This is a genomic window from Brevirhabdus pacifica (assembly GCF_002797755.1).
Taxonomy (GTDB): domain Bacteria; phylum Pseudomonadota; class Alphaproteobacteria; order Rhodobacterales; family Rhodobacteraceae; genus Brevirhabdus; species Brevirhabdus pacifica.
The window spans coordinates 178,318-194,358 of record NZ_PGFI01000014.1; the positions used below are offsets into that span (position 1 = coordinate 178,318).

The window sequence follows — 16,041 nt, forward strand, 5'->3', positions numbered from 1 at the left end:
TCGCATACCCGCAGTATGCGAGCAAGGTATTGATAGGGCAAGGAAATTCGGCCTCAATGGGCCTCATCACCTATCCTTTGGGGTAGCCCAGGGCGCCAACCGCCTCGCGGATCTCGTCAAGAATCGCCGGGTCGTCGATTGTCGCCGGCGGTTTATAGGCCTCTCCGTCGGCAATACGGCTCATGATTCCCCGCAGGATCTTGCCCGATCGGGTCTTGGGAAGGCGGTCGACGACGCAGGCCAGCTTGAAGGCCGCGACCGGACCGATGGTGTCGCGCATCAGCTTGACGCATTCCGCCACGATCTCGTCGGCCGAGCCTGCCGCGCCCTTGTTGAGGCAGACAAACCCCATCGGAAGCTGGCCCTTCAACTCGTCCTTCACACCCACCACGGCGCATTCGGCGACTTGGGGATGGCTGGCCAGAACCTCTTCCATCGCGCCCGTGGACAGCCGGTGCCCGGCGACGTTGATGACGTCGTCTGTGCGCGCCATGATGTAAAGATACCCGTCCTCGTCGACATAGCCGGCGTCCCCGGTCTCGTAATAGCCGGGGAAGGTCTCGAGGTAGCTTTTGCGGAAGCGGTCGCTGGCGTTCCACAGGGTCGGGAAGGTGCCCGGGGGCAGCGGCAGCTTTACCGCGATGGCGCCCAGCTCGCCGGCGGGCAGGGGGGTGCCCGCCTCGTCCAGGATCTGCACGTCATACCCCGGCATCGCCACGCTGGGAGAGCCGATCTTGACCGGCAGCGGCTCGATCCCGACGGGGTTGGCGACCATGGGAAAGCCGGTCTCCGTCTGCCACCAGTGGTCGTAGACCGGAACCCTCATCACCTTTTGGGCCCACTCGATCGTGTCGGGGTCCGCCCGCTCACCGGCGAGGTAGAGCGCCCGCAGGCAGCTGATGTCGTAGTTCTCGATCAGAGAGCCGGTGGGATCCTCGCGCTTGATGGCGCGGAAGGCGGTGGGCGCGGTGAAGAACGAGCGCACGCAATGATCCTGGATCACCCGCCAGAAGGTGCCCGCGTCGGGCATGCCGACGGGTTTGCCCTCGAACACGACCGAGGTGTTGCCGTGGATCAGCGGCGCGTAGCAGATGTAGCTGTGGCCTACGACCCAGCCCACGTCCGAGGCGGCCCAGAAAACCTCTCCGGGGTTGACGTTGTAGACGTTCTTCATGGTCCAGTTCAGGGCGACCAGATGGCCGGCGGTCTGGCGGATGACGCCCTTGGGCGCGCCCGTCGTCCCCGAGGTGTAGAGGATGTAGACCGGGTGGTTGCCCTCGACCGGGACGCAATCGGCAAGGGGGGCACCCTCCTGGAACGCGTTCCACTCGTGGTCGCGCCCGGCGGTCAGAGTGGCCTCTTTCTCGGGGCGCTGGAGGATGACGGTGAATTCGGGCTTGTGGGTGGCGATCTCGATGGCGCCGTCCAGCAGGGGCTTGTAGTCGACCACGCGCCCCGGCTCGACCCCGCAGGAACCTGCGATGATGGCCCGCGGGGTGCAGTCGTCGATCCGGGTGGCAAGCTCGGCCGCGGCAAAGCCGCCGAAGACGACCGAATGGACCGCGCCGATCCGGGCACAGGCCAGCATGGCGACGATCGCCTCGGGGACCATGGGCATGTAGATGATGACCCGGTCGCCCTTCTGCACGCCCTGGCGCTGCAGGGCGCCGCCCAGGCGTGCGGTCTTTTCCTGCAACTCGGCATAGGTCATGCGCGAGACGCTGTCGGTCGCGGGGCTGTCGTGGATGAGGGCGACCTGTTCGCCGCGTCCGGCGTCGACATGGCGGTCAACGGCGTTGTGGCAGGTGTTGACCAGCGCGTCGGCGTACCACTCGTAGAAGGGCGGGTTGTCGTCGAAGAGGGCCTTTGAAGGTGGCCGGACCCAGTCGATGGCGCCGGCGGCCTCCATCCAGAACCCTTCGGGGTCGTTCTTCCAACCCTGGTAGACCTCGGCGTAACCCATGCAAGAACTCCCCCCTTCAGCATCATCCGCGACCGTTTGTTACGCGGGCGGGGGCGGGGGTGCAAGATCGTTCGGCAAACTGCCCACGGGCCGGTGTTTTCGGGGCGTGTGCCTTGGAGCGGCGCGCACCCGAAGGGGCCCGAATGCAAAGGGGGCGGCGCGTTTCCGCACCGCCCCCGGGGAACGCTCGAGGCGTGCCAGTTAGCCGTAATGGGCGACCGGGGTTCCAGCGATGGCGGACATGTTCAAAAGCCCGCGCGCCGTGATCGACGAGGTCACGATATGCGCCCGGTTGCCCATGCCCATCAGGATCGGACCGACCTCCAGCCCGTTGCCCTTGACCTTGAGGATGTTGCGCACTCCCGAGGCCGCATCGGAATTGGCGAAGATCAGCGCGTTGGCGGCACCCCGGTAGCGGCTGTTGGGGTAGATGCGGTCGCGCAGCTCCTCGTCGAGGGCGGCGTCGATGTTCATCTCGCCCTCGTAAAGAAAATCGCGGGGCTCGGAATCCAGGATCGCCATTGCCGCGCGCATCCGCCGGCCGGTGTCGCAATCCAGGTTGCCGAACTGCGAGTGCGAGCACAGCGCGATCTTCGGCGTCAGGCCGAAGCGGCGGGCGTGGCGGGCGGCGCCGATACAGGTCTCGGCGATCTGCTCGGGGGTAGGTTCGGCGTGGATGTGGGTGTCGGCCACGAACAGCGGTCCGTCTTCCAGGATCATCAGGCTGAGTGCGCCGACGGGCTTGAGCTGTGGCGTGCCCAGGACCTGCTGGACGTATTTCAGGTGCCACAGGTACTGGCCGAAGGTACCGCAGATCAGGCTGTCAGCGTCGCCCCGGTGCACCATGACCGCGCCGATGGCGGTGGTGTTGGTGCGCATGATCGCCTTGGCGAGGTCGGGGGTGACGCCGCGCCGCTCCATCAGGCCGTGATAGGTGGTCCAGTATTCGCGGTACCGCTTGTCCTTCTGGGGGTTCACCACGTTGAAATCGTCGCGCAGATGCAGGTTCAGGCCGGCACGTTCGCAGCGGGCGGCGATGACCTCGGGGCGGCCGATCAGGATCGGGGTGTCCGTCGTCTCCTCGATCATGGCCTGGGCGGCGCGCAGCACACGCTCGTCCTCGCCCTCGGCGAAGACGATGTGGCGCGAGGCGGTGGCGGCAGCCTCGAAGACCGGGCGCATCAGCATGGCCGACTTGAAGACCGAGCCGTCAAGCCGCGCCTTGTAGGCGGCCAGATCCTCGATCGGCTTGGTCGCGACGCCCGTCTCCATCGCGGCGCGGGCCACGGCCGAGGCCACGACACCCGTCAGGCGCGGATCGAAGGCCTTGGGGATCAGGTAGTCGGGGCCGAAGGTCATCGGCTCACCGCGATAGGCCTCGGCGGCCTCGGCCGAGGAGGTGGCGCGCGCCAAGTCCGCGATCGCCTCGATACAGGCCAGTTTCATCGCGTCGTTGATCTCGGTCGCGCCCACGTCCAGCGCGCCGCGGAAGATGAACGGGAAACACAGGACGTTGTTGACCTGGTTGGGATAGTCCGAACGGCCGGTCGCGATGATCGCGTCGGGGGCCACGGCGCGGGCCTCGTCGGGCATGATCTCGGGTTCGGGGTTGGCAAGCGCCAGGATGATCGGCTGCCGTGCCATGCGCGCGACCATATCGGGCTTGAGCACGCCGCCGCCCGACAGCCCCAGGAACAGGTCGCAGCCGTCGATCACGTCGTCCAGGTTGCGCAGGTCGGACTTCTGGGCGAAGGCGGCCTTCTGGTCGGTCATCTCCTCGGTGCGGCCCTCGTGGACCAAGCCCGCGATGTCGCACAGCCAGATATTCTCGCGCCGCGCGCCCAGCTTCATCAGCATGTCCAGACAGGCGATGCCCGCAGCCCCGCCGCCGGTCGAGACGATCTTGATTTCGCCGATGTCCTTGCCGGCCACGCGCAGGGCGTTGACCGCCGCCGCGCCGACCACGATCGCGGTGCCGTGCTGGTCGTCGTGGAAGACGGGAATGCCCATCCGCTCGCGGCAGATCTTCTCGACGATGAAACAGTCGGGGGCCTTGATATCCTCAAGGTTGATGGCGCCGAAGGTCGGCTCCAGCGAGCAGACGATCTCGGCCAGCTTGACCGGATCGCTTTCGTTCACCTCGATGTCGAAACAGTCGATGTCGGCGAATTTCTTGAAGAGGACCGCCTTGCCTTCCATCACCGGCTTGGAGGCCAGCGCGCCAATGTTGCCCAGCCCCAGCACCGCCGAGCCGTTGGAGACCACGCCCACCAGGTTGCCCTTGGCAGTGAAGCGGCGGGCGTCTGCAGGCTCGGACTTGATGGCAAGGCAGGCCTCGGCAACGCCGGGCGAATAGGCGCGCGACAGGTCACGACCGTTGGCCAGCGGTTTCGAGGCGCGGATCTCCAGCTTTCCGGGCTTGGGAAACTCGTGATAGTCCAGTGCGGCCTGTTTCAGGCTTTCCTTGCGGCTGTCGCTCACGGCTCGTCTCTCCCTCGGCATGGCAATGTGCAATATGGTTTAATGTTAAACCAATTGGCATGGCATATCATCCCGGCGCTTCCCGTCAAAGAGTCCGCGCAGGAAAATTTTGCCGCAGGGGGGAGGAGGGTTCTAGTCCTTGCGCGAGATTTCGCGCAGTTCCTCCAGCCGCGCGTCGGCCTGGCGGCGCGTCAGCGTGGTGTTCATCGGCTGGCCCGTCTCCTCGCACAAGGCGCGCATCATGTCCTTCTGCTGCGGGGTCATGGCCTCGTCCATGGTGGCATCATCGCCGGGCACGGCGGATCCGGCGACGGGGGCGGTGGCAATCACGTTGGGGTCCTGGGGCATCGGCTTTCTCCTTTCGGGGAAGAACCGCCAACGGGGCCGCAGGGTTCCGATCCGCCCTTGCGCTTGCCACCCGCGCACAGCACGATTGAGCGCAACAGTCACGCCCACGCCCGGAGGATGCGATGTCCCTTCTCGATGCCGCGATAAAGGTCCGCGAAAACGCCCATGCGCCCTACTCCGGCTTTCGCGTGGGGGCCGCCCTGCGCGGATCCGACGGGCGGATCTACGTCGGCTGCAACGTCGAGAACGTGGCCTACCCCGAAGGGACCTGTGCCGAGGCCGGGGCCATTGCGGCCATGGTCGCCGCGGGCGTCACCCGCCTCGAGGAGGTCGTGGTCGTGGCCGGGGGTGCCGCACCCGTCGCTCCCTGTGGCGGCTGTCGCCAGAAACTGCGCGAGTTCGGCGGACCGGACGTGACCGTCACCATGCGCAACCTGGACGGGGCCGAGGTTCGCCAGACCCTGGCCGAGCTGTTGCCCGGGGCCTTCGACGCCGCCCAGATGGCGGAAGGCTGAGGCGCGTGGACGCCCGCCGGATCCTTGCCCGCCTGCGCGAAGGGCGCGAGATGAAGCCCGAGGAAGCCGCCTGGATCGCCGGCGCCCTTGTGGCCGACGGCCCCGATCGGCTGAGCGATGCGCAGGCCGGCGCTTTCGCGATGGCGGCCTGCATCCACGGGCTGGGCGTGCCGGCGCGGGTGGCGCTGACCACCGCCATGCGCGGTACCGGCAAGGTTCTGGCGTGGGACCTGCCGGGCCCCGTCCTCGACAAGCATTCGACCGGCGGGCTGGGCGATTGCACCTCGCTGGTGCTGGCACCGGCGCTGGCGGCCTGCGGGGCCTTCGTGCCGATGATCTCGGGCCGGGGGCTGGGCCATACGGGCGGCACGCTCGACAAGCTCGAGGCGATCCCGGGTCTCAACTGCGATCTGGATGCCGACAGCCTGGCGGGGCTGGTGCGCGGCGCGGGCTGCGCCATCGCCTCGGCCGGGCCGGACATCGCCCCCGCCGACCGGCGGCTCTACGCGGTGCGGGATCTGACCTCCACGGTCGAAAGCGTCGACCTGATCACCGCCTCGATCCTGTCCAAGAAACTGGCGGGCGGGGCCGAGACGCTGATCCTCGACGTCAAGACCGGCACGGGCGCGTTCCTTCAGGACATGGAGGCCGCGCGAACGCTGGCCCGCGCCCTGGTCGAGACGGCGCGCGGTGCGGGATTGAACGCGGGCGCGCTGCTGACCGACATGAACCAGCCGCTGGCCACCAGCCTCGGCAACGCGCTCGAGGTGATGGCGGCGGTGGAATGCCTGACGGGCAGCGCCGAGCATCCGCGCCTGCGCGAGTTGACGATCGCGCTGGGGGCCGAGCTTCTGGTAATGGCAGGTTTGGCCGATGCGCCGACCACGGGTGCGGGGATGATCGCCGGGGCGCTGGACAGCGGCCAGGCCGCCCTGCATTTCGCGCGGATGGTGCGGGGCATGGGCGGGCCGGCGGATTTCGTCGAGCGCTGGCGCGACCGGCTTCCCGGCGCGCCCGTGATCGTCGAGGTGGCGGCGACCCCCGGCGGCGACGGCGCCGCGGTCCATGTCCAGGCCATCGACGGCCGGGCGCTGGGCATGGCGGTGATCGACCTGGGCGGCGGCCGCCGCCACGAGGACGCGGCCATCGATCCCACGGTCGGCCTTTCGTCACTGGTGTCGTTAGGCGAGGCCGTGGCGCCGGGCCAGCCATTGGCGCGGGTCCATGCCGCCGACGCGGCCAGCGCCGCGCGGGCGGCCGAGCAGGTGCGGGCGGCGATCGCCCTCGGCCCGGCCCCCACGGGCCCGGGGCCGCTGGTCATGGAAAGGATCGGCTGATGGCGCGCGCCTTCCTCATCGTGATGGATTCGGTCGGCTGCGGCGGGGCGCCCGACGCGGGCGATTTTGGTGATGCCGGCGCCGATACCCTGGGCCATATCGCCCAGGCCTGCGCCGAGGGCCGCGCCGAGCAGGGGCGAAGCGGCCCGCTGCATATGCCCAACCTCGACGCGCTGGGGCTGGGGGAGGCGGTGCGCCTGTCCTCGGGCGCGGCGATGCCGGGTTTCGATGCAACCCCCTCGGGCCTTTGGGGCGCGGCGCAGGAGGTCTCGCGCGGCAAGGACACCCCGTCGGGTCACTGGGAGCTGGCCGGCGTGCCGGTGCCCTGGGACTGGCATTATTTCCCCGACACCCATCCCGCCTTCCCGCCCGAGCTGTCGCGACAGATCGCGTCGCGGGCCGGAACCGACGGTATTCTAGGCGACGCCCACGCCTCTGGCACCACGGTGATCGAGGAGCTGGGCGCCGAGCATCTGCGCACGGGCCGGCCCATCTGTTACACGTCCGTCGACAGCGTGCTGCAGATCGCGGCCCACGAAGACGCCTTCGGGCTGGAGCGGCTGCACGACCTCTGCCGGCAGTTGGCCCCGCTGGCCCACGAGATGCGGGTCGGTCGGGTGATCGCGCGGCCCTTTACCGGCACCGGCACCACCGAAGATCCGTTCCGGCGCACCGCCAACCGCCGGGATTTCGCCATGGCCACCCCGTCGCCCACCCTTCTGGACTGGGCGCGCGACGAGGGGCGCGAGACGGTCGGGATCGGCAAGATCGGCGACATCTTCTCGGGGCGGGGGATCGACCGCACGCTGAAGGGGGCCGATGACGCGGCCCTTTTCGATCACCTGGTGGCGCGGGTCGCCGATGCGCCCGATGGCTCGCTCACCTTCGCCAACCTGGTCGAGTTCGACACGCTTTACGGTCATCGGCGTGATGTCTCGGGCTATGCCGGGGCTCTGGAATGGCTGGACAGCCGGGTGCCCGAGCTTCTGGCGCGGAGGCGGCCGGGCGATTTGATCCTGTTCACCGCCGATCACGGCAACGATCCGACCTGGCGCGGCACGGATCACACCCGTGAACGGGTTCCGGTGGTTGCATCGGCCGACCGGAGCGGGCAGATCGGCCTGCACGGCTTCGTCGATGTGGCCGCGACGGTGGCGGCCCATCTGGGTCTGTCGCAAACCGGACCCGGAAAGGCATTCTGATGAGCATCCGTTCCCTGCCCAAGGCCGAGCTTCACCTGCACCTCGAAGGTGCGGCGCCGCCGGCCTTCATCGCGGGCCTCGCCCGCGAGAAGAACATCGACATCGGGGGCATCTTCGACGCGCAGGGGCGCTATGCCTACCGCAACTTCGTCGATTTCCTGCGCGTCTACGAGGCCGCCTGCACGACCCTGACCAGCCCGCGCGACTTCTACCGCCTGACCCGCGCCGTGCTGGAGGAAAGCGCGGCCCATGGTGTGATCTACTCGGAATGTTTCCTGTCGCCCGACTTCTGCGGTGGCGGCGACCTGGCGGCATGGCGCGAATACCTGGCCGCGATCCGCGAGGCCGCCGAGGAGGCCCGCGCCAACGACGGCATCGTGCTGCGCGGTGTCGTCACCTGCATCCGCCATTTCGGACCCGAACAGTCCCGCCGCATCGCCCATTGCGCTGCCGAGACCGCGGGCGACTGGCTGACCGGCTTCGGCATGGGCGGCGACGAGGGGCAGTACAGCGCGTCCGATTTCACCTGGGCCTTCGACGCGGCCCGCGAGGCCGGGCTGCGCCTGACCTCGCACGCGGGCGAATGGGGCGGGCCCGAAAGCGTCCGCGAGACGCTGGACCACCTGCGGGTGGAGCGGGTCGGCCACGGCGTGCGCGCCCACGAGGACCCGGACCTGCTGCACCGCATCGCCGACGAGGGGGTCATGCTAGAGGTCTGTCCCGGCTCGAACGTGGCGCTGGGGCTGTATCCCGACCTGGCCCATCACCCCATCGACCGGCTGCGCGAGGCCGGGGTCGCGGTATCGGTCTCAACCGATGATCCGCCCTTCTTCCACACCGACATGACCGCCGAGTACGAGGGGCTGTGCCGCCACCGGGGATGGAGTGAGGATGACATCGCCGCCACCACCCGCGCAGCGCTCGACGCGGCGTTCTGCCCCGACGACATCCGCCAGAGCCTGATCCGCAAGCTGGAGCCCGAGACATGAGTGACACGCCCCCCAAGCCGACCAACGAAAAAGCCGCGCGCCCCTCGCAAAGCGGGCACCCGGACCATCCCAACCTGACCATCGCCGACCACCCGCTGGTGCAGCACAAGCTGACCCTGATGCGCGAGGTCGGCACGCCGACGGCCGTGTTCCGCCAGCTTCTGCGCGAGATCTCCCAGCTTCTGGCCTATGAGGTGACGCGCGATCTTGCGATGACCACGCGTCCCATCCAGACCCCGGTGTCGCCCATGGAGGCGCCGGTCCTTGACGGGCGCAAGCTGGCGCTGGTGTCGATCCTGCGGGCGGGCAACGGCCTTCTGGACGGCATGCTCGAGCTGATCCCGTCGGCGCGGGTCGGCTTTGTCGGGCTTTACCGGGATGAGGCGACGCTGCTGCCGGTACAGTATTACTTCAAGGTTCCGGCCGACATCTCCGACCGGCTGGTGATCGTCGTCGACCCGATGCTGGCGACGGGCAATTCCTCGGCCGCGGCGATCGACATGCTCAAGCAGGCGGGCGCGACCCAGATCCGCTTTCTCTGTCTCGTAGCCGCCCCCGAGGGGGTCGCGAAAATGGCGGAAATCCACCCTGACGTTCCGGTGATTACGGCCTCTCTCGATAGCCATCTCAACGAACAGGGCTATATTGTTCCGGGACTAGGGGATGCGGGCGATCGGATGTTTGGCACAAAATAAGCCAAGTTTTTAGTTTACTCCGCGCCAACAATCCCGCATGATTCGCACCATCTGACGGGGGTCGAGCAATGAGAAATTACCGTGTGGCCGCCATGGTCGCCGCGCTGGCACTGGCCGGCATGACCGCAGGGGCCGCCACGGCGCAGGCCCAGACGCTCAGGAACTCTTCCGGGCCGGCCGAGCGCCCGCCCGCCAGTTACACCGGCAAGCAGTTCGTCGACAGCAAGGGGTGCATCTACGTGCGCGCCGGCTTCGGCGGCAACACCACATGGGTTCCCCGCGTGGACCGCAGCCGCAAGGTTGTCTGCGGCGCCCGTCCAACCGCGATTGTCGGGGCCGAGAAGGTGGATCCGCCCGCCACCACCGTCAATCCCACCGTGACCGAACCGCCCCGCGCGGTCGTGCTGAAGCCGGCGCCCGTCGTCGTGCCCAAGCCCGTCGTCCGGCAGGTCGTGCGCAAGCCCGTCGCGGTCGCCAAGCCCAAGCCCAAATCCGCGCCCAAGCCCGCCCGCACCGTGGCCAAGCCCCGCGTCACCGCGCGCCCGGCCTGCGACTACGGCCCGGCCTCCAGCGCCTATGTCAACAGCGGCACCCGCTACCCGGTGCGCTGCGGCCCGCAGGCCCAGCATCCGGCCGACGCGGTGCGTGCCCCCGTCAACCGGGGCCTCAACGACAACACCGGCATCGCCGTGAAGCCGCGCCTGAACGTGCGCGGCTCCAGCAAGGGGGCGGTCCCCGTCACCCGCTCGGCGATCACCAACGACGTGGTCATCGCCCCGCCGCGCCCCGTCACCATTCCCCGGGGCTACAAGCGCACATGGGACGACGGCCGGCTCAACCCCAAGCGCGGCATCGGCAAGCTGTCGGGTGAACTGGCCAGCAGCCTGATCTGGACCCGCACCGTTCCGCGCCGCCTGATCGACGCCACCACCGGCGAGGACGTGACCGTCCGCTACGGCTTCCTGCGCTATCCCTATGTCAGCTACGCCCAGCAGAAGCGGGCGCTTCTGGCCGAGGGCGCCCCGATCCACGAGATCGACGTGCAGACCCGCGCAGCCCCCAGAGTTACGACCCGCACCATCACACCGTCCGCTCGCGCGCGGACAACGAGGACCCCGTCCGAGACCGCCCGCACAACAAAGAATGCGGCGAAGTCAGGCCAAGCCGCACGGCTGGTCTCGGTCGGGGTCTATTCGGATCAGGCGACCATCGACCGCGCCGTCGCCCGGCTTCGCAGCATCGGGCTGACGCCCCGGCTGGGCCGGACCTCGGGCGGGACGATCGTCGCGGCTGGCCCCTATGCCCCGGACGATGCCGCCCGGGTGCTGGAACAGGCGCGTCGCGCCGGCTTTCCGGCGGCCAGTCTCAGATAAACCCAAGCATAACAGGCAAGGTGCAGCGACTTGGGGCGGGAGCAATCCCGCCCCCTTGTCGTTCTGGAGGGGCGGTATGTGGCACTGCGCTGGACGCCCACGGGTGGCTGCGGCGGTTGCGCCCTCAGCTGCAAATGCCTTGCAGCCGGATCCAGTCGGCATCGCTCATCAGCGGCTCTGCCAGGCGGTCGCGGAAGGGATCGCCCTCGATCAGGGGCAGGGTGGTGGTGCCGGTTTCGTCCTGCGCCAGGGCGTAGGGGGTGGCCGGCACGCCCGTCGCCTCGAACGTGGCCAGCAGCCGTTCGTCCGACAGGGGCGCGGGGCGCGAGGCAAGCAGCGTCTCGGCATAGCTTTCAAGGGTGGCGTCGCTGACCTCGCCCGTGGTCAGCAGGCGCAGGGTCGGCCAGGCGCCTACCTCCTGCAGCAGCCGGTCCAGCGGATCGCGGTCGCGGGCGCGCAGCCCTTCGGCCAGGGCGTGGCCGGCCAGGACCTCGGGGCCGTCGTGATCCTCGACCACGTAACGGTTCAGCACGATCAGCCCGCCGGGCAGGTGCTGGGGCGTGCGCAGGTCGCCGCTGAGGATGATGATCCGGCCCCGGTCCAGCCCGGTCAGCCGGTCGCGCATCGCGGCCAGCACGGGTTGTGTCCCCGGTGAACGGCATTCCGAACCCGCCAGCGCCTCGACCTTGCGCAGCAGCGTCTCGCCGATGGCGGCGCGGGTGACCTCCGGGACCACGCGCACCGTGTGCTGGCGCAGGATGCCGGGAAGAAGGAAGACCGAGAAGATCAGCACCGCCGCCGTGATCGCGACAAAGCTCAGCAGCCGCACGCGCCCGGGCTGCGGTCGTTGCCGGCGCACGGCGCGGCGCACCTGCTCGATGGCGTCGATGATCAGCTCCTCGTCCAGCTCCAGCAACTCGCCGGCCTCCTGGTCGGGGCTGAAGAGGGCAGGGCGCTCGCCGGGGTTGAGGCGGTTGACGGCGGCCAGCGACCAATGGGCCAGCGCCGTGTCGTTGAGATCCGAGATCACAAGGGAGGCGTTGCCGATGGACACGGCCACATCCCGCCGCTGCGCGCGCCGGTCGCGGCGCCACGTGCCCAGGCATTCAAGTTTCTCGTAGGCATCCAAGGCCGTCATGCGGCGCACTGCTCTCGTTCGTTCATTGGCGGCAACTATAACCCCGGCGACGTCGGGCGACAACGACGCGTCGGCGCCGCACAGGGCGCTTTCGCGTGAATTCTCGGGCGGGCCCGGACCAAGCCCGGACCAGGCCCGGGGCCGGGGGCAGGAGGGGGCGTGATCAGCCGCCGGTCATCTTGCGAAGCTCGAACTTCTGGATCTTTCCGGTCGAGGTCTTGGGCAACTCGGTGAAGATGACCTTCTTGGGCACCTTGAACCCGGCCAGCCGGCCCTTCACGAAGGCGATGATGCCGTCGGCGTCGCCCTCGCGGCCCGGCTTCAACTCGACAAAGGCGCAAGGCACCTCGCCCCATTTCTCGTGGGCCATGGCCACCACCGCACAGAGCAGCACGTCTGGATGGTGCATCAGCGCGCTTTCCACCTCGACCGACGAGATGTTCTCGCCGCCCGAGATGATGATGTCCTTGGCCCGATCGGCGATCTGGATGTGCCCGTCGGGATGCAGCACCGCCAGGTCGCCCGAGTGGAACCAGCCGTCGGCCAGGGCCTCGCGCGTGGCCTCGGGGTTCTTGAGATAGCCTTTCATGATGGCGTTGCCGCGCATCGCGATCTCTCCTTGGGTCTTGCCGTCGCGGGGCACCTCGTTGCCCTCGGCGTCCAGCACCGTGATCTCCTCCATCATCGGCATCAGCACCCCCTGGCGGGCGGCGCGGGCGCTGCGCTCCTCCTCGGGCAGGTCGTTCCATTCTGCGTTCCACAGGCACTCGGTCACGTGGCCGTAGCTTTCGGTCAGCCCGTAGACATGGGTGACGTTGAAGCCCAGCCGCCCGATTGCCGATAGGGTGGCGGCGGGGGGCGGGGCGCCTGCGGTGAAAACCTCGACCGCGTGGGGCAGGGGGCGGCGCTCGTCCTCGGTCGCGTTGACCAGCATGTTCAGCACGATGGGCGCACCGCCGAAATGGGTGACCCCCTCGTCGGCGATGGCGTCATGGATGGCGCGGGCCGTCACGTCGCGGCAGCAGACCAGCGTGCCGCCCAACAGCGGAATCATCCAGGTGTGGTTCCAGCCGTTGCAGTGGAACAGCGGCACGATGGTCAGGTAGACCGGGTAGAGTGTCATGCGCCAGCTGGGCACCGTGCCCATGGTCATCAGATAGGCGCCCCGGTGGTGGTAGACCACACCCTTGGGCCGCCCCGTGGTCCCCGAGGTGTAGTTGAGCGCAAGGCTTTCCCACTCGTCCCCCGGCAGGATCCAGTCAAAGGCGGGGTCGCCCCCCTCAAGGAACGCCTCATAGGTCTCGTGCCGGCCCGAGGCGGGCCAGCCGGCATCCTCGTCCGGCACTTCGACCAGGCGGGGGGCGGGGCCGGACATGCGGGTGATCGCGGCCTCGGCCAGGGACAGGAACTGACTGTCGACCAGCAAGACGCGGGCGCCGCCGTGATCCAGGATGTAGGCGACGGTGTCATCCTCAAGCCGGGTGTTGATGGTGTTGAGGACGGCGCCGCTGGCGGGAACGCCGAAATGGGCCTCGGCCTGGGGCGGCACATTGGGCATCAGGGTGGCGACCACGTCGCCGGGGGCGACACCCGCGCGGTTCAGCGCCGAGGCCAGGCGGCTCGCCCGGGCGTGGTAGTCCCTGTAGCTGAGGCGTGTTTTGCCGTAGGCCACGGCCAGCCTGTCGGGGAATACCCGCGCGGCGCGCGCCAGGTGCGACAGGGGCGTCAGGGGCACGTGGTTGGCGCGGCATTTCTCCAGTCCCGTCTCGTCCGCCATCCAGCCCATCTTGTCCTCCGCCAGTTCCAGGGTGCGCGGGTCAGTATTGGGCACGAGGCCCGGAGGTTGCAACTGTCTTCGCCCACTCGCGCACCTGTTCTGAGAGGCCGAAAGCGCCGAGCTGTGGAGTGGAAATGGCGCCCGGTTCCGCCCCGAACCTTCCCGCGCGGGAGGCATTTTTTCCTGTCTATACAGGCGTTTTCGGGAACCATCGCCATAAGGTGATTGTTCGGTATGCAATCCATGAAGGGTGTCATGTAACAAGTTGCGGCGGCGCTCTGCGCCCCCTTGGTCGCGCCACGTTGCGATCTACCCAGGGCAGGAAATGCCCACCGTCATCCTTCGTGACATCCCGGCCGGGCGGCTGCCCGGCCTTTTGAAAAACTTCAAGCTCCCTGCCGGTGCAGTGAGCGGGCGAAACCGGAAGCCACTGCACGATAAAGGAGAACGTCCCATGTCCTACTGGCGCTTTTTTGCGATGATCGCGACCTCGACCGTCGTGATGTTCGGTCTGATGTATCTCAACACCTACGCGCTGGAGCATCTCTTCTTCAGCGAGACCCGCAGCTACATGGCGCTTCTGATGGGGGCGGTCATGGCGGTCATCATGCTCAGCTTCATGCTGTCCATGTACAAGAGCACGATGGCCAACATCGCCATCTATGCCGGTTCGATCCTGGTCTTCGCCGTCAGCCTGTGGCTGGTCCGCAGCCAGACGACCGTCGGCGACGAAAGCTTCATGCGCGCCATGATCCCGCACCACTCGATCGCGATCATGGTGTCCGAGCGCGCCCAGATCTCTGACCCCCGCGTGCGCAAGCTGGCCGACGAGATCATCACCGCGCAGCGCAAGGAAATCGCCGAGATGCGCTTCCTGATCGAGGATATCGAGAAGAACGGTGACGCCAAGGACCCCGAGCTTGGCAAGGACAAGAGCCCGACCGAGACCGGGACGGTCGAGAAGGCCATGGCCTCGGCCGAGCTGGCCAAGGTCGACGCCGAAGAGATGAAGCCTGAAGAGGTCACCACCGCCCTTGGGGCCGAGCCTGCCTGCGAGTTCCGCCGCACCAAGAACGGCAACCCCGTTCTGGCCATGGACGGGCAGCAGGGCGCGATCAAGCTGTCGGGCACGCTGATCCAGCTGGACGCCGACAAGCAGGCCAGCCGCGAGAACCTGGCCCAGGGCACCCGCCTGACCGCCGAGGGGACCGAGATCACCGTCGCCCCGCTGGCCGATGGCGATTGGGTCGAGGAGACGACCGGCTTCGAGCGCGCCAATGCCGAGATGCTGTTCCACCTCGACCAGGGTCTGACCGTCGGCTATCGCGGCTTCCTTCTCTGCCGCGCGGCCTGACGCCGGGATCCACCCTGTAACGCCAAAGGCACCCGCGGTCGATGACCGCGGGCGTTCTTGCATCAGGTCCGGCGCGTCGGGTGGGCCCGTGTTGTGCAGGCGAAGGCGGCGGGTATGGTGAGGGATGATCATCTCGCCCGGGCTCCGCTATATCTTCGTTCACGTGCCCAAGACCGGGGGCACCTCGCTGGCGCTGGCGCTGGAAGCGCGGGCGATGGCCGACGACATTCTGATCGGCGACACGCCCAAGGCCCGCCGCCGCAGGCACCGCCTGCGCGGGGCGGTCAGCAACGGACGGATCTGGAAACACTCCACCCTGGCCGACATCGATCCCTGGATCAGCGCCGCCCAGATCGCCGAGTCCCGCGTCTTCACCATTGTCCGAAACCCATACGAGCGGGTGCTCAGCTATTACCACTGGGCGCGGGCGCAAAGCTTCGACCACCCGGTGGTGCGCCTGGCCCGCGAGGTGGATTTCGCGACCTTCCTGCATGACCGCCAGGTCGGCGACAGTTTCCGCAACGCGCCTTTCGCAAGCTACGTCACCGATGCACGGGGGGTGGAACGTTGTGACCTATACCTGCGGCTGGAACGAATCGACACAGACTTGTCCAAGCTTGAAAATCTGCTGGATCTGCGCCTGGCGCCGCTGCCTGTCGCAAACCGTTCGGACCGGCCCGCCGATCACCGCGCGGCTTACGGTCCGGCCGAGCGGCGGCGCCTTGAGGAGATCTGCAAACATGACCTCGAAAACTTCGACTACGACTTTTAGACTAGTCGCATTAATGCCTCAGCCCGCAACAGTTAGGCCTTGTACCGTTGATATTCTCAAAATTGTAAACAATGTCCTCAATTCGCCCGGGTTGTGT

At 68.0% G+C, this 16,041-nt stretch carries 13 protein-coding genes; 8 read left to right on the plus strand and 5 right to left on the minus strand.

The window, feature by feature from the left end:
* Positions 1-70: 70 nt before the first annotated feature.
* From CLV77_RS14645 to CLV77_RS14655, 3 genes are all read right to left on the minus strand, one after another.
* On the minus strand, positions 71-1,963 hold the full coding sequence (locus CLV77_RS14645) for a propionyl-CoA synthetase (protein WP_076980291.1): 1,893 nt from the start codon (positions 1,961-1,963) through the stop codon (positions 71-73).
* A 201-nt stretch (positions 1,964-2,164) separates the two neighbouring features.
* Positions 2,165-4,444, minus strand: coding sequence for an NADP-dependent malic enzyme (locus tag CLV77_RS14650; protein ID WP_100053085.1), 2,280 nt, complete (start codon positions 4,442-4,444; stop codon positions 2,165-2,167).
* 132 nt (positions 4,445-4,576) lie between these two features.
* Positions 4,577-4,792, minus strand: coding sequence for a DUF3072 domain-containing protein (locus CLV77_RS14655; protein ID WP_076980292.1), 216 nt, complete (start codon positions 4,790-4,792; stop codon positions 4,577-4,579).
* A gap of 122 nt (positions 4,793-4,914) precedes the next feature.
* Between CLV77_RS14655 and CLV77_RS14660 the strand changes: the two genes are divergently transcribed.
* From CLV77_RS14660 to CLV77_RS14685, 6 genes are all read left to right on the plus strand, one after another.
* Entirely contained in the window at positions 4,915-5,307 is a 393-nt protein-coding gene (locus CLV77_RS14660; protein ID WP_076980293.1) for a cytidine deaminase, read from the plus strand.
* A gap of 5 nt (positions 5,308-5,312) precedes the next feature.
* On the plus strand, positions 5,313-6,644 hold the full coding sequence (locus CLV77_RS14665) for a thymidine phosphorylase (RefSeq protein ID WP_076980294.1): 1,332 nt from the start codon (positions 5,313-5,315) through the stop codon (positions 6,642-6,644).
* Positions 6,644-7,846 (plus strand): phosphopentomutase, encoded by a 1,203-nt coding sequence (locus CLV77_RS14670; protein WP_076980295.1) that lies wholly within the window; start codon positions 6,644-6,646, stop codon positions 7,844-7,846. The genes CLV77_RS14665 and CLV77_RS14670 overlap by 1 nt, the downstream gene beginning before the upstream one ends.
* Positions 7,846-8,835 carry an adenosine deaminase gene (locus CLV77_RS14675; protein WP_076980296.1) on the plus strand — a complete coding sequence of 330 codons (990 nt, stop codon included), beginning with the start codon at positions 7,846-7,848 and terminating at the stop codon, positions 8,833-8,835. The genes CLV77_RS14670 and CLV77_RS14675 overlap by 1 nt, the downstream gene beginning before the upstream one ends.
* Entirely contained in the window at positions 8,832-9,530 is a 699-nt protein-coding gene (gene upp, locus CLV77_RS14680) for a uracil phosphoribosyltransferase (RefSeq protein WP_083707807.1), read from the plus strand. The genes CLV77_RS14675 and upp overlap by 4 nt, the downstream gene beginning before the upstream one ends.
* A 68-nt stretch (positions 9,531-9,598) precedes the next feature.
* Positions 9,599-10,903, plus strand: coding sequence for an SPOR domain-containing protein (locus CLV77_RS14685; protein ID WP_100053084.1), 1,305 nt, complete (start codon positions 9,599-9,601; stop codon positions 10,901-10,903).
* Between the two features lie 124 nt (positions 10,904-11,027).
* On the opposite strand, the gene CLV77_RS14690 is transcribed toward CLV77_RS14685, so the two are convergent.
* Both CLV77_RS14690 and CLV77_RS14695 read right to left on the minus strand, forming a co-directional pair.
* Entirely contained in the window at positions 11,028-12,041 is a 1,014-nt protein-coding gene (locus tag CLV77_RS14690; protein WP_076980298.1) for a hypothetical protein, read from the minus strand.
* A gap of 163 nt (positions 12,042-12,204) precedes the next feature.
* Positions 12,205-13,827 (minus strand): AMP-binding protein, encoded by a 1,623-nt coding sequence (locus CLV77_RS14695; protein ID WP_076981143.1) that lies wholly within the window; start codon positions 13,825-13,827, stop codon positions 12,205-12,207.
* A gap of 445 nt (positions 13,828-14,272) precedes the next feature.
* Between CLV77_RS14695 and CLV77_RS14700 the strand changes: the two genes are divergently transcribed.
* Both CLV77_RS14700 and CLV77_RS14705 read left to right on the plus strand, forming a co-directional pair.
* Positions 14,273-15,172 carry a DUF6692 family protein gene (locus CLV77_RS14700; RefSeq protein ID WP_076980299.1) on the plus strand — a complete coding sequence of 300 codons (900 nt, stop codon included), beginning with the start codon at positions 14,273-14,275 and terminating at the stop codon, positions 15,170-15,172.
* A 124-nt stretch (positions 15,173-15,296) separates the two neighbouring features.
* A complete protein-coding gene (locus tag CLV77_RS14705; RefSeq protein WP_076980300.1) occupies positions 15,297-15,944 on the plus strand; it encodes a sulfotransferase family 2 domain-containing protein in 648 nt (215 codons plus the stop codon).
* The last annotated feature ends 97 nt before the right edge of the window (positions 15,945-16,041 follow it).

Bases quoted from the DNA above. Each gene is read 5' to 3' on its own strand.
- CLV77_RS14690 (WP_076980298.1), bottom strand. From the start codon at position 12,041: ATGACGGCCTTGGATGCCTACGAGAAACTTGAATGCCTGGGCACGTGG.
- CLV77_RS14685 (WP_100053084.1), top strand. From the start codon at position 9,599: ATGAGAAATTACCGTGTGGCCGCCATGGTCGCCGCGCTGGCACTGGCC.
- CLV77_RS14700 (WP_076980299.1), top strand. From the start codon at position 14,273: ATGTCCTACTGGCGCTTTTTTGCGATGATCGCGACCTCGACCGTCGTG.
- upp (WP_083707807.1), top strand. From the start codon at position 8,832: ATGAGTGACACGCCCCCCAAGCCGACCAACGAAAAAGCCGCGCGCCCC.
- CLV77_RS14645 (WP_076980291.1), bottom strand. From the start codon at position 1,963: ATGGGTTACGCCGAGGTCTACCAGGGTTGGAAGAACGACCCCGAAGGG.
- CLV77_RS14670 (WP_076980295.1), top strand. From the start codon at position 6,644: ATGGCGCGCGCCTTCCTCATCGTGATGGATTCGGTCGGCTGCGGCGGG.
- CLV77_RS14675 (WP_076980296.1), top strand. From the start codon at position 7,846: ATGAGCATCCGTTCCCTGCCCAAGGCCGAGCTTCACCTGCACCTCGAA.
- CLV77_RS14705 (WP_076980300.1), top strand. From the start codon at position 15,297: ATGATCATCTCGCCCGGGCTCCGCTATATCTTCGTTCACGTGCCCAAG.
- CLV77_RS14655 (WP_076980292.1), bottom strand. From the start codon at position 4,792: ATGCCCCAGGACCCCAACGTGATTGCCACCGCCCCCGTCGCCGGATCC.
- CLV77_RS14695 (WP_076981143.1), bottom strand. From the start codon at position 13,827: ATGGGCTGGATGGCGGACGAGACGGGACTGGAGAAATGCCGCGCCAAC.
- CLV77_RS14660 (WP_076980293.1), top strand. From the start codon at position 4,915: ATGTCCCTTCTCGATGCCGCGATAAAGGTCCGCGAAAACGCCCATGCG.